11 protein-coding genes are annotated in these 13,164 nt (G+C 43.9%); 3 read left to right on the forward strand and 8 right to left on the reverse strand.

Going from position 1 to position 13,164, the window contains the following annotated elements; translation table 11 throughout:
* The first annotated feature begins 28 nt into the window (after positions 1-28).
* A complete protein-coding gene (locus AB1S55_RS15420; protein WP_370979071.1) occupies positions 29-1,201 on the forward strand; it encodes an alginate export family protein in 1,173 nt (390 codons plus the stop codon).
* A gap of 83 nt (positions 1,202-1,284) precedes the next feature.
* Here AB1S55_RS15420 and AB1S55_RS15425 read toward each other — a convergent pair whose 3' ends face one another.
* The 3 genes from AB1S55_RS15425 to AB1S55_RS15435 form a co-directional block, all read right to left on the reverse strand.
* Positions 1,285-4,113: a DUF5060 domain-containing protein gene (locus tag AB1S55_RS15425; RefSeq protein WP_370979072.1), complete on the reverse strand. Its 2,829-nt coding sequence runs from the start codon at positions 4,111-4,113 to the stop codon at positions 1,285-1,287.
* 289 nt (positions 4,114-4,402) lie between these two features.
* Positions 4,403-5,074 carry a putative glycoside hydrolase gene (locus AB1S55_RS15430; protein ID WP_370979073.1) on the reverse strand — a complete coding sequence of 224 codons (672 nt, stop codon included), beginning with the start codon at positions 5,072-5,074 and terminating at the stop codon, positions 4,403-4,405.
* A gap of 178 nt (positions 5,075-5,252) precedes the next feature.
* The gene (locus AB1S55_RS15435) at positions 5,253-5,927 is read right to left on the reverse strand and encodes a DUF1461 domain-containing protein (protein ID WP_370979074.1); all 675 of its coding nucleotides are present in this window, start codon (positions 5,925-5,927) and stop codon (positions 5,253-5,255) included.
* A 370-nt stretch (positions 5,928-6,297) separates the two neighbouring features.
* Here AB1S55_RS15435 and AB1S55_RS15440 point away from each other — a divergent pair, with 370 nt between their 5' ends.
* Positions 6,298-7,779: a NarK family nitrate/nitrite MFS transporter gene (locus AB1S55_RS15440; RefSeq protein WP_370979075.1), complete on the forward strand. Its 1,482-nt coding sequence runs from the start codon at positions 6,298-6,300 to the stop codon at positions 7,777-7,779.
* 181 nt (positions 7,780-7,960) lie between these two features.
* Positions 7,961-9,679: a protein kinase gene (locus AB1S55_RS15445; RefSeq protein WP_370979076.1), complete on the forward strand. Its 1,719-nt coding sequence runs from the start codon at positions 7,961-7,963 to the stop codon at positions 9,677-9,679.
* 202 nt (positions 9,680-9,881) lie between these two features.
* Here the strand turns inward: AB1S55_RS15445 and AB1S55_RS15450 are convergent, their stop codons facing one another.
* The 5 genes from AB1S55_RS15450 to AB1S55_RS15470 all read right to left on the reverse strand — a co-directional run bounded on the left by AB1S55_RS15450 (position 9,882) and on the right by AB1S55_RS15470 (position 13,129).
* Positions 9,882-10,541 carry a hypothetical protein gene (locus AB1S55_RS15450; RefSeq protein ID WP_370979077.1) on the reverse strand — a complete coding sequence of 220 codons (660 nt, stop codon included), beginning with the start codon at positions 10,539-10,541 and terminating at the stop codon, positions 9,882-9,884.
* A gap of 317 nt (positions 10,542-10,858) precedes the next feature.
* Complete coding sequence (locus AB1S55_RS15455; RefSeq protein WP_370979078.1) at positions 10,859-11,164, reverse strand: hypothetical protein; 306 nt, start codon at positions 11,162-11,164, stop codon at positions 10,859-10,861.
* Positions 11,161-11,637, reverse strand: a complete 477-nt coding sequence (locus tag AB1S55_RS15460; RefSeq protein WP_370979079.1) for a hypothetical protein — start codon at positions 11,635-11,637, stop codon at positions 11,161-11,163. The genes AB1S55_RS15455 and AB1S55_RS15460 overlap by 4 nt, the downstream gene beginning before the upstream one ends.
* 127 nt (positions 11,638-11,764) lie before the next feature.
* The gene (locus AB1S55_RS15465) at positions 11,765-12,568 is read right to left on the reverse strand and encodes a DUF2971 domain-containing protein (protein ID WP_370979080.1); all 804 of its coding nucleotides are present in this window, start codon (positions 12,566-12,568) and stop codon (positions 11,765-11,767) included.
* Positions 12,569-12,673: 105 nt separating this feature from the next.
* Positions 12,674-13,129 (reverse strand): hypothetical protein, encoded by a 456-nt coding sequence (locus AB1S55_RS15470; RefSeq protein WP_370979081.1) that lies wholly within the window; start codon positions 13,127-13,129, stop codon positions 12,674-12,676.
* Between the last annotated feature and the right edge of the window lie 35 nt (positions 13,130-13,164).

Here is a 13,164-nt window from a genome sequence, read left to right on the forward strand (position 1 = left end):
AAGAAACACTTACCACAAGGGGTAAACAATGCTTAATTTGAAAAAATCTATTCTTGCTAGCGCAATTGCAGCATCTACATTAGCTACTGCAGCAATCGCCGAAGAGCAAAAAGGTTTTATGGAAACTATGGCCGATGGAGACGCCAGCGTTAGCTTTCGCTACCGTATGGAAAGCGTTACCCAAGATGCTAAACCTGAAGATGCTTTAGCCAATACATTAAAAACTCGCCTTAACTATAAGACAGGTGAATACAACGGTTTTGGTGCCTTCTTAGAGTTTGATAGTGTCAGTGAACTTGCCGAAAAAGACTACGACGATGGTCTAAACGGTAAGACTGATTACCCCGTAATTAAAGACCCTGAGTACACAGCGATGAACCAGGGTTACGTAAAATACTCTAATTCAGGAGCCAGTGCTAAATACGGCCGTACTCGTATCTTATTAGATAACCAACGTTTTGTTGGTGGTGTAGCATGGCGTCAAAACGAACAGACATTTGATGCGTTTGCTGCAGATTACAAAAACGACAACCTTACCCTTACTTACGCTCACATCATGAACCGCCTCAACATTGTTGGTGACATCGATGACACTAAGGATGATTTATTAAACGTACAGTACAAATTTAGCCCTGCTGCAGTATTAACAGGTTACGGCTATTTTCTAAGTAAAGAAAACGTCGATAAAAGTGATAACGACACCATTGGGGCTAGCTTTACTGGTAAAGCCGGAGGCTTTGAATACCGCGCAGAAGCGGCGCAACAAGAAACCGATGCATATAGCGCTATGTATAGTCACTTAAAAGGTAGCTATAAAGCAGGCGCAGTTAAGCTAGGTCTTGGTTACGAAGTTCTTGGTGCTGATGGTGCTGATGGTTCAGTTGGTTTTGCTTACGGCACCAACCACAAGTTTAACGGTTGGGCAGACATGTTCTTAAAGACTCCGACAGGTGGTTTAGTAGACCTTTACGGTAGTGTTGGCGGTAAGTTTGGCCCTGTTAGCGGCGCGATTATCTATCATGACTACGAGTCTGACGACAGCAGTGTAGGCGCTGGTGATCTAGGTTCGGAAATCGATTTTGTTGTAAAAGGCAAAGCAGGGCCTGTTGGCTTGTTACTTAAGTACGCCAACTACAGCTCATCTGATGATTACGGTACCGATACTCAGAAGCTTTGGTTACAAGCTACCACTAAGTTCTAAGCCTTGCGCCAAGATCTTAGCAAGAAATAAAAACGGGAGCTTAACGCTCCCGTTTTTATTTGCCATTTAGAATCGCTATATAATTAGCGCGTTTCCGAATTTGATAAATCCCTCGCGGCACTCACATTGTTATCTTGATGTCTAAACATCACTCTATCGACCTTAAAAAACTTCGAGCGACCAGAAAGAGTAAAGACATAATCCTGCCCCGCTTTTAAATCATAAATTGCAACACGCTTATTGTTATGCCCCCCTAAATCCAAGCGGTTACCAGAGGCCCAAACAAAATTATTGTCCTGACCACCATAAAATTTTGTGTTGCTAGTCAAAGCAGAAAGAGGCGCTTGATTACCATGAGCATTGCCCGCCTCTGGCCCTGCAGAATAATCCCCATCTAAACGAACGTAAGCATCATTAGCAATATCACTTCTGAATTTGCCATTAAAGTCCATATTAACCTTGGCAATATGCATGTCTAAATAATACAAACCCGCCTTATTAATTCTAAAACTGTATGTTAAAGGTGAAGCGGCAGGGCCACTTTGCGGGTTATTACCAAGAAACTCTAAATAGCCACTGCCGCTGTAATTGGCAATGTCAGTGGCTCGTTGCCATAAATCGAGGTCTGAATCAGTATTTTCAACATCGATAATAACTAAGCCATTTTGCTCGTTATAAGCACTTGAACTAGCTGTTTGTTTATAAACCAACAAGACCCAATCACTGCTACTTTCACTAGGAGGCGCACCTAAATTAATTGCTCCAGGCCCTTGTATATCAGTGTCATTATGAGTCTCACCCGTGCGCGGATTAAACCAAAGGCGCTTATAGCTTGCATTATCTGGCAGGCTAAGGTTAGTTGCTCCACCATTGCGAAGGTAAATTAAATAAGCCTCTCCCTCATTGGCTAATACCCAATCATCCGTTGTCGAAGTGAGTTCATTACTGGCTTGCATAGCCTGTAAATCAATGTTCAATCCGCCCTGAACAACATCGCGGAAGAACGTAGCCACATGACCACTTTGCTGCCAATGTGCGTCAAACTCTCTTAAGTCTTCTACGGCTAAGTCGTATGCGTGGCCTGAACCATTATTTTTTAAATACCATTCAAAACCCGCACCCCCAGCCATAATATTGGCCCACATCCAATACACACGCTGACGTTTAGTAACAGACGTATTGGGTGTTGGGGCTTGCCCACCCGAAGCCTCTGTCATGGTAATGACCCAAGGATTACCGGCATCAGCTGACTTTTGTGCCCACTCTAAGACCTTGCCATAAACACCACCACTTGCGCTCTCCGGTATGCCACCAAACTGGAAGGTCGGGCCATCGATTGTTTCATGACCTAATAAAGCCTCATATCTATCGTGCTCACCAGGATACGTATGCATAAATATCGCATGTTTATAAGGATCTAAAGCACGAATATAGTCGGCAAACGCTTTTTCTTGTGCTGCGGTATTGGTGTTTTCTTCACCTAAGTTCCACTGCAAAGCAGGATGATGAGCAAAACGAGAGATTAACTCTCGATAATAAAGTTTACGCTCAAGTCCAAGATCACCACCATTAAGTAATTGATCGTTCTCGGTTTCCTGAGTCATCATATGAATCAATAAACCCTTTTGGCTCATATGACTAAAAGCGAGCTCCCACTGATCTAATTTACTGACATCAAAGTGACGACGATTACCACTGTACTCAACCCAAGGGTGAGCATCACAGCCATCACCATTTGCCGTCATTGCCATAACATAAACAGCATTAACACCACGGCCGCTAATATAATTAAGTAAACCGATTAAACTTTTGCCTTTACCGCCATTCCAAGTAGGGTCACCATTATCCCAATCGGCTTCATGTGAACTAAAGCGATGTAACACGCCTTTACACGAGCCTACATTGTCATGCTTAGTTGTATTATCAAAATCAGCATAACCAAAAATATTTTCCGGGCTATCCATACCGGCTTCTATATAAACTGAATTATCACCGGCAAAGCGTAAATAGCGCTCCCCGTCTATATGACGAAGTAAACCACGCGCACGCATATCACGACCGCTTGCCGCACTATCAGCCACATTAAAACGGCCACTTTCACCATCAAAAACCGTTAATGGATTTCCCTCATCACGAGTAAGGCTGGCTGCAATATTATTACCTTCACGGAAACTAACTTCGTAATTCCACGCTCCCGTCTTAGGCGGCATAAAGTGCGCACGCCATACATCACCTAAAGCAGCACCGCTATTAGCAGCATCCCCATCAGCTGCAAAGTGGCCAGGCACCCAATATTCACGTTCACCTTGATAAAAGCGCACATCAAAACGTAAGTCTTTATAGGTTGCATCAATACTTTCATTCGCTTCATAACCTTGGCAAATAACACTGACTTTATGCCACTGATTTAAATCACCTTCGACACTACATACACCGCTCTCTCCGCCGCCGTTTTCACCGCCACCTCCGTTAAAAACATCCGAGCATGGCTCAGAACCACACATACATACACTGGTGAGTGTGCCACTGTTACGACAGTCGGTGGCCGTTTCTCCCCAAACACTTCGACACTGAGAGGTAAAGTCACATTCATCGATAACAGGGCTAGGTTCAGGGGTCGCCTCTGTACTTGGTGTCGTTTCTGGCGTGCTCTCTGGCGTAGATTCGGGCGAGCTGACTGCGCTCGCCTCAGGAGAAGGCAAAACTGAGTTATTAGGGTTCGGTAACACAGAGGGGCTAGGAGTCGCAACGATACTCGCACTCGGAGCAGGCATCGGTGACTGACCAATAATAGGGCTGTTCTGTGCATCAGGAGCAGAAGGAGCATTAACCAGCCCTCCTTCCGAACCTCCACCACAGGCTATTAACAGTAGGCTCAGTATAAACGTTAAAAAGACTCTATATATTGTCACCGCTAGCGCTCTCGAGTTATTTAATTCAAAAGCATCATAATTATTTAGCAGAAGCCAAGCGCGGCGGCGTTCACGCTTAGTGATTAAATGAACTCCATAATGAGAACCAGTGCACGGAGAACGCTCTCTATGAAAGGGTGTTCCTATATAAAAATCACTCTTGCCCCTTAGCCCAAATATTAATCAGGAGCGTTAGCATCCCTAGCATAAATAGCTACGAGAGTAAGAAAGAGATAACAAAGAGGAGAAGAGAGTAAGACCCAAAGGGCCTTACTCTAACTACAAACGATTACCGTTTAGCGCAAGTTACTTTATCAGCAGGAAACGCAGCCAAACGAATATCACCAATTTCCAACTCCATCTTGTCGCTGGTGTTTAACATAAAAACGGTGGTGATTTTACTAAAATCCAACTTACCATTATCAAAGCACTGCAAGGGTACGGGAAAACTTACCCATTTCTTTTTAGGTAATTTTTTTAAGGGTGCCTTGATCGGAATCGAGCTACGAGTCTTCCAATCCCAACCAGACTCCATACTAATATTTACATGATCTTTAGGAGCTTTAATAACTCTTACATCAAACACTAACGCGGCTTGGTCTTTCACCGAACTAAGATCAAAGTGTTTGGCGCCATTATTTAAAGTTGCATAATAAATATTTTCATTCTGGCTGCCCCACTCCGTACGTACATCTTTGGGTGTCCACTTAAGACGAATACTATCGCCCTCTGCATGGCGCTTAGCAGGTGATGCTTTTAATGCCCCTTTTATTGTCTTACCACTGTTATTCTCGAGCTTAACCTGACCAAATTGCAAAGAGAACTCCCAAGGAGCAACCCCTTGGCCAGATATAAAATAATTGGTCGTGGGGTCTACATTTTGCCCCCAAACTAACTGAGAAGCACACAAAATAAGAAACAAGCTACACGCAGAACGAATATGGGCTTTTATCACCTTCATCTAAGGCTCCTATATCTAAACTTATTATTAACAGCTTAGGCTACAACAGGCCCAATAGAGGGCCGACAAGAAACGAATCCAGACATTTAACTTCTAAAGTAAAACCTACTTATAGCTGGGTGATGTATTCATCTTAGAAACAGGGTAACTATGCTAAAAATAGGGGTACTGATTCAGGTCAAGCCTTCTTGGTCAACAGTCTTAACAAGAGAATAAAGCAGGGTAAGAGCAAACAACTTAAAAACACCCAAGCAGCCGCTATCCAACCAAAAAGAACAGGTGCCAACATCATGGTCGACATTAAGCTGTCTTGATAATAAAAGAACCACTGATGCTCTTTAGGGAACACCCAAATATGAAAAAGATAAAATAACTGAGTTGGGCCAATAAAAATTAAAGCCAAGGCCAAGGCCGTAAAAACAAAGGCGTTGCCAAGCAAACACTGTTTTATGCTTGGCAGTGGAAGAGAACGCTTTATAAACAGCCACACCATAAGGCTAAGCACAACTACGTTTATAAGTACCAACCAAGTTAAACGGTCAATCAGCTTAGCGACATCTTCTAGGTGCACAACTTCGGCATCACGCAATAAAGCCTGCTTGCCATGACTGGTCGCGGTTTCATAACTAATCTCTGTTAAACCCTCACCATGCTGATGCACACTGCGATTAATCTCGGCAAAGAGTTGGTAGCGTTGTTCCGCGCTTGTTTCTGCAAAACCTTGTTTATAACGGTTCTGAGGTGCAAAGCGTTCGATGCCAGAAGCAATACCGGTATGGTCATGCCAGAGTGGGTACAAAAAATCGACTTTTGCTAAAGCCACCCAAGAAACACTAAAGGCTAATATCAACACAGATAAAGAATAGATTGCTATTAGAAAGAACCGTGATTTGGGAAGAGCCCCAAAGAAGAGCCGAGCAAAGTGCATGAGTACAAAAAATACGCCTTAGTTTTAGATGCCCCATCATAAGTCAAGCAAGCAGCCTAAACCACAGCATAAATACACATCTAGTGAGACAAAAAACAGAACACAACTTACAAACAGGCACCAATGAAGTGCAAATGCATCAAGTAAGAGCAAAACACCTGATCACTTTTCAGTCAGGCGGGGTGGAGCTTAAGAAAAAACGCGGGCAAGCGCCCCATTTCAGGGCTGGCACGATCGTTGCTAACATCCAGCCACAGACTTTTATTTAAAACTCACCATTTACCGAGGACACCCAATGAGCTCGCAAAAGCTTAATCTCCTGGACTTTTCACAAGCGAACATTCGCTTACTCCACCTGACGTGGTTTGCGTTTTTCCTAACCTTCGTGGTTTGGTTCTCTCACGCACCACTTCGCCCTGTGATCATGGAAGCCTTTGATCTAACCATGCCTCAGTGGAAAGCCCTATTGATTCTCAACGTGGCTCTGACCATTCCTGCCCGTATCGCCATCGGTATTGCCGTTGATAAATTCGGCCCTCGTATTACTTACTCCATCCTATTGTTAAGCGCAGGCGTACTCTGTATCGCTTTTGCCTCTGCTCAAACTTATGAGCAACTTGCCGCGATTCGTTTTGCGATGGGTTTTGTGGGTGCAGGCTTCGTAATTGGTATCCGCATGGTGGGTGAATGGTTCCCTGCTCGCCAAGTAGGCCTTGCTGAAGGTGTTTACGGAGGCTGGGGTAACTTCGGTTCTGCAGCGGCAGCATTTACTCTTCCTACCATCGCGTCACTTGTTTTTGGTGGTGACGATGGCTGGCGCTACGCGATCGCATCAGTTGGTGTGGTTGCTTTCATCTACGGCATTATTTTCTACTGGCGCGCACGTAACACCCCTAAAGGCTCTACTTACTTTAAACCTAAGAAGAGCGGTGGCCTGGAAGTTAGCTCTAAGAAAGACTTCTACTTCTATTTGGCTATGAACCTGCCTATGTACATCATTCTTGCTGTATTGGCTTGGAAACTAAGCCCTTCAGGTGTTGGCCTTCTTGGTGAAACCGCTGTAAACGCCATCTATGTCGGTCTTGTTGCCCTATGTGCCTTCCAGTTCAGCCAAATCTACAAAGTTAACAAAGAAATGCTTAACGGTACCGTTGTTGTGCCTGAGCACGACAAGTACAAGTTTAAACAAGTTGCGGTATTAGACTGGGCTTATTTTGTTACCTTCGGTTCTGAGCTAGCCGTTGTGTCTATGCTTCCTGGCTTCTTCCTAGATACCTTTGACGGCCTAACCATGGCCACCGCTGCAATGCTCGGCTCCGCTTACGCCTTTATGAACCTTATTGCCCGCCCAGGCGGTGGTTACCTGAGTGATAAATTTGGTCGTCGCAAGTCTATGTCTGTATTTATCATCGGCCTAACCATCGGTTATTTCACTCTGTCGCAGGTTGACGGAAGCTGGCCAATTGCTCTTGCGGTTGTTGCCGTCATGTTCTGTTCTTTCTTTGTACAGGCTGGTGAAGGTGCAGTATTTGCTATCGTTCCTCTTGTTAAGCGTCGTATGACTGGCCAGATCGCCGGTATGGCGGGTGCTTACGGTAACGTAGGTGCAGTAACCTTCCTTACTATCTACAGCTTCGTAGACGCCTCGACCTTCTTTATGATCATCGGTGGCTGTGCATTAGCAGTATTTGTCATTGTTCAGTTCCTTGAAGAGCCAGAAGGTCATATGACTGAGGTACTTGAAGACGGTACTGTACAAAAGATTGAGCTTACTTAAACGCGACATCTTAATAGCAAATCAAAACGGCCCTTTATGGGCCGTTTTTGTATTTACTTACTTTACAGCCTGCTTCCGATATTAAACCTAACCACCCATTCAGAACATTGCACAAAACCTAGATACAAAGATAATAAACATCAACAAAAGCCCTAGCTCAAGTCAGATAAAAGAGAACAACATGGATCACCTACACAGCGAATTAAAAATCAAACTTGGGCAATACAGTGATAAAGGCATCAAACCTGAAAACCAAGATACCGTCGCCGCCCGTATTCCCGATGGTAACGCTCTGGTTAGTAAAGGCATCGCAATTGCCATCGCCGATGGCGTCAGTACATCAGATGCAGCCAAACAAGCCAGCCAAAGTGCCGTGAGTGGCTTTTTAAGTGATTATTATGCAACACCCGATACATGGTCGACCGAGAAAAGTGCCAAGCAAGTTATTGGCTCACTCAATAACTATCTCTGGGGGCAAAGCCGTAACAATGTTCGCCAAGAAGCCTCTTTAACCACCTTCTCTTGTGTTGTACTAAAAGGGGATACGGCCTTTATTTTCCACGTCGGCGACAGCCGTGTTTATCGTTTACGGGATAATAGCCTAGAGCAAATCACTCGTGATCACGCTCAGCGCATTGATAAAAAAACCACCTATTTAAGTCGCGCTTTAGGCGCCGACCCACACCTAGAAATTGATGTCCATAAAGAGCAAACCCAAGCTGGTGATATCTTTTTACTTACCACCGACGGTGTGCACGATGTACTTAAAGACAAAGATATTCAAAGCATCATCGAAAGCGATGGCGATGAGCAAAAACGCTGTGAACGGCTCGCCAAAGAGGCCCTTGAGGCCGGCAGCAAAGACAATATCAGCTGCCAATTAGTCAACATAGAAGCCATCGGTACCCCCTCACAAAGTGATGCTGTACAGGTATTAAGCCAACTGCCCTTCCCCCCCCTATTAGAAGTAGGCCAAAAAATTGATGGCATGCTGGTGAAAAAAGTAATCCACGAAAGCGAGCGCAGCCAAGTCTACGTGGTTGAATTAGAAGACGGGCGCTTAGCGGTAATGAAAACCCCCTCAGATAATTACAACGATGACCCAGCCTATATCGAGCGCTTTGTGATGGAAGCTTGGGTAGGCTCTCGCATCCACAACCCTCATGTTGTTGGGGTAATAACACCACCGGCACAACGCAGCTTCTTATATTATTTAACCGAACACGTCGCAGGCCCAACACTAAGTGCACTAATCAAAGAACGCGCACCATTTGCCATTCCCGATGCTGTAGAGCTGCTTGAACAAATGATAAAAGGCGTGCGAGGTTTCCACCGCAAAGACACCCTTCATCAAGACCTAAAACCCGACAACATCGTGATAGGCCCCAAAGGCGCCACCCTACTCGATTTTGGCTCCTGCTGGGTGGCAGGTATTGCTGAGGCCGGAGCCCCCTTTCAACGCGACAGCATCTTAGGCACCCTACGCTATTCAGCGCCTGAGTACCGCTCGGGCAGCAGCATCAGCCAAAAAAGTGATCAATTCTCCTTAGGCATGATGTTTTATGAAATGCTCACCGGCAAACTGCCTTATGGTGACGCCTATGAAAACGCCACCAACTACAAAACCTTCCAAAAATTAAAATACACACCTGCGCGTAAACACAACCCCCTAGTACCGCCTTGGTTGGATTACGCGATCGAAAAATCCGTCTCTATGCACCCTTCTAATCGGTACAGCAGTATGAGCGAATGGGCCAAGGACCTAAAACGCCCCAACCCAAGCTGGAGCAGCAAAGAAGACATCCCCTTAATGGAGAGCAACCCAGTCTTAGTTTGGCAAGTCTTAGCAGGTATAGGCTGGGCAGCGGCCTTAGCACAATTAATTCCATGGACCAAATAAACCTGCCTTTAATTAAAGCCCTTTTCTAATAAAAAAGGGCTTACAAAGCGCCTAGCCACTCAAGACAAGAGCCTAAGTAAGCCAAGCTAAGGCAGCACAAACTCCTTTTAAAGCTCAAGCACTGTGGCAACTCTTGTTAAGAGCGGCAGGCTTACCTTTAATATTACAAATACGCTTTAACTGCCCTATTATTTGTCTGTGCCTATTCGGTAAACTCCAGCCTATAGTCAATATAAACCGTAACTTGCCTATCATTCTTCTGACGAACAATAACAGGGTTCTCCAGTCCCGATATAGAAACCTCATAATTAGATCCAAAGATCTTACGAGTAGATTCTATTTCAGCGTTTATCCCTGCAAGAAGCTTCTCTCGATATTGCGAAGGATTACTGATCGCTAGCGAAGTATTACCCAAGCTATATTCGGCATCATCAGGGACCTGAATCTTACTTATAAATGAGTAAACAGCTTGAGTTGCAGCATATACATCACGTGTTTCATCGAGTTTGGAAAAGATATAAAAGTTTGAACCTGAATGCCTACCATAGGATTTCGAGATTGAAAATGAAGACTTTTGGCGTGGCGACAGAGAGATCAAACCTTGCTGGAAATCAATCCCCTTCTCAAATGAGGCAAGCTTGTTTATCGACGCCTCTAGCTGAGCAATCTGCTTAGCTAGCTGTGATGGATACTTTGCATCACTTGATAAATATACGGGTATGGCAACATAGTCCGTATTCATATCAATTGATGTGTTTACAGGTACACCACCTGAACCATAGGCAATGATGGCACCTGTAAATCCGGCATTAACTGTAGTGGCAAAAAATAGAAATATTATGGCGGGTACAACACTTTTCATCTGATCTTCCTTGAAGTAATAATGCCCAGCTAAGCCGCCCTAAACGACACAGCGAGCCGGATTAAGCTGCTATTATCTTCGGTCAACATTGAGATAATAAGTATAAGAATAATCTCGATGTTGACTACGTAAATTTAATATTCCCCCCTTCATTGTTAACTTATTGGTGGGAATGAGGTGTCCACTTTTTGTGGGTAGGTAGAACAGCTAACGCCTCAAACACAGGCTGCTAAAGTTTTGTGCTTTTTGGCATAAAATGGCGAAGCCATGCCAAAAGGCGCGAAGCTTTAGAAGCCCTAGTGCTTTGACTTGTTATGCTATTGTTTGTCGACTTCCTGTTCCCATTCATCCTCGTAGCCTAAGGCTTCAAGACGTGCTGAGATTGAATTCATTACTTTTTCATTCCAGAATTCAGCCCCCTCGCTCCATTGGAGCTCTACACCGCTGTTTTCATCTTCAATTGATGCGTCAACCATTGCCCAAAAGAAACTGCAGATATGCTCGGCTTGAGCCTTATCGGAGACAAGACCATCTTGCAGAAACTTTAGGCTCAGATCATCAGCCAGCTTCTTTGCATAGAACTCTGCGTATTCTTTTTCTTCAGGAAATTTATAAGTAATCATAGGTCAGAAACACCTTCTCGAATTAAGGCCATTCGCTGGGCAACAATCTTAAGTTTAGACACCAGCTGAGTAAGAAGCATTTGCTCAGAGACCGTTAAAAAGTAGTGCCCCTTTTTGTTTCTGTCTTTTTCAAACTTAAGCCCTGCGGGTAGGTCAGCCGCCTCTAGAACCCAAAAAATATTTAAGTTTGCGCCTTGGGAGTGTTTTTTCTTAAGCTTGTACACACTTTTTAGGTTCTTATACGTAGAAGAGAAAGAAAGGCCCATTTGGTCATGAGGAAGCACCCAAGCCTCATCTTCAGACATTAACCACTCCTTAACTCTGACTCCCTTGAGAACTCTTTCACTTGGGCCTGCATCACGGCGGCGATAAAGGGTTGGATGGCTCATATGTCGCGTAGGGCGCAATAGCATTCCTTCGTATTCTTTGATGATTTCACTAAGGTCATCAATGGTACTGAAATGTGTATTCATATCTTCCTAGTTTGAATCTTGGTGTGCATAACGCCCACTTAAGCGGACAAAAATTGTTGGCTATAATTGTGAAGCGGAGCGAAACAGCCAACTGTTTTTGTTCCGTTTAAAGTGCTTGTTATGTGCATTATACATACGGAGAAGTCGTCTCAGTAATCGTTATAAGTTTTCCCATATTAGAAAAGAACAACTCTGAGATCATGAAATTATTTCGTTTGTCTACTAAAGGACCTGTTCGAATTGATTTAATACACTCAGGAGTAATCGGTACACTGACATATCTAGTCAAGCCTGAGGAGCAAGGCTTAATTTCTATTTTTCCTGTAAAGTTATCTTGAAGAATGAAAAAACGGACTTCGGACTCTGCTTCAAATGACTTGTGCTTAATTTGGATGGCCATTTCTTGTAACGCTGTTATATATTTTGAACCGGACTGAATATGATTCATATAGTCGGGGTGAAACTGGTTCATGGCTTTATACCAGTCGTTATTTCTTACAGACTGTACATAGTTTTCAAATAAGGCCAACTCTTCGTCTTTGCTGTATACACATTCATACGAAACGGCCATTTCATCTCTTAGTAATTTGGATAGCTGCTTCTCCAATTCAACTCTATCAAACTCAATGCAAACTCCTAAGCCTTTCTGCGTATATGATCTCCATTGCGTTAAATCATCTCCAAATTTAGATGTAGAGAAACCGAATGATCTGTATTGAAACTCATCAGTGTTGTTACGTTTAAAGTAAAACTTGGGATGAAGCTCCGCTTCACTAAACTCATTTTCATATGTTTGACGTAACAACTCATCATCTATTTTTGTTTCAAGGGGGTCATTCATCATTCCAAAACTACCAAAGTGCAATGATTTATTCGTAACGATATTATAAAGAGCTTCAATACTCGTATAGTGATAGCAAGAGTTACTCATAGTTATCTTTTTTTAGAAGTGATGAATGATGACATTTCAATTTGCACATAACGCCTAAAGCAGCGGCGCGCGTTAGCGCGTCCAGCCCGGAGGGCGATACTGCCTTTACTTGTTATGTTTATAGACCAGATCATATGCTCTGGACTCCTTTAAATTCGAATAACCTTCTTGGCACTTTTGGTATGTGGCGTAAACCACATTGAAGCCAATAAATTCTATTTCAGAAGGCCACACCAAAATGCTCTTAGTTGTGGCCGCATTACCGATTATGTCTAGGGCTAGGCCTGCAGCAAGAACGGGCTTACCAGAAGCCATGCGCTTTAAATTTATTTGGCTGATCGGTAGTCCTTCGTAACTGGAAGGCACTGACACTTTTAGATAGTGAACCTCGCCATCTGACTCGCTGGTGATATTGTAGTTTTCGGCTGGCATAGATAAACCTGCCAATAGCTCGCTACTCCCGTCAGCGACCTCTTGACCATTACAGCGTGGAGGCATATCAGTAGCACTTACTGTGCTTGATAAAATCGAGACTAGAATCGTGTGCTGTACTTTATTCATGGTGAAACATAACAGTTAGTTAATAGGACACTGTC

The sequence above is a fragment of the Agaribacterium sp. ZY112 genome, from assembly GCF_041346925.1.
Lineage (GTDB): Bacteria > Pseudomonadota > Gammaproteobacteria > Pseudomonadales > Cellvibrionaceae > Agaribacterium.

Excerpts from the sequence above, each read along its gene's own strand:
- AB1S55_RS15430 (WP_370979073.1), bottom strand. The coding sequence starts at position 5,074 with ATGAAGGTGATAAAAGCCCATATTCGTTCTGCGTGTAGCTTGTTTCTT.
- AB1S55_RS15455 (WP_370979078.1), bottom strand. The coding sequence starts at position 11,164 with ATGATTACTTATAAATTTCCTGAAGAAAAAGAATACGCAGAGTTCTAT.
- AB1S55_RS15445 (WP_370979076.1), top strand. The coding sequence starts at position 7,961 with ATGGATCACCTACACAGCGAATTAAAAATCAAACTTGGGCAATACAGT.
- AB1S55_RS15420 (WP_370979071.1), top strand. The coding sequence starts at position 29 with ATGCTTAATTTGAAAAAATCTATTCTTGCTAGCGCAATTGCAGCATCT.
- AB1S55_RS15450 (WP_370979077.1), bottom strand. The coding sequence starts at position 10,541 with ATGAAAAGTGTTGTACCCGCCATAATATTTCTATTTTTTGCCACTACA.
- AB1S55_RS15440 (WP_370979075.1), top strand. The coding sequence starts at position 6,298 with ATGAGCTCGCAAAAGCTTAATCTCCTGGACTTTTCACAAGCGAACATT.
- AB1S55_RS15460 (WP_370979079.1), bottom strand. The coding sequence starts at position 11,637 with ATGAATACACATTTCAGTACCATTGATGACCTTAGTGAAATCATCAAA.
- AB1S55_RS15470 (WP_370979081.1), bottom strand. The coding sequence starts at position 13,129 with ATGAATAAAGTACAGCACACGATTCTAGTCTCGATTTTATCAAGCACA.
- AB1S55_RS15465 (WP_370979080.1), bottom strand. The coding sequence starts at position 12,568 with ATGAGTAACTCTTGCTATCACTATACGAGTATTGAAGCTCTTTATAAT.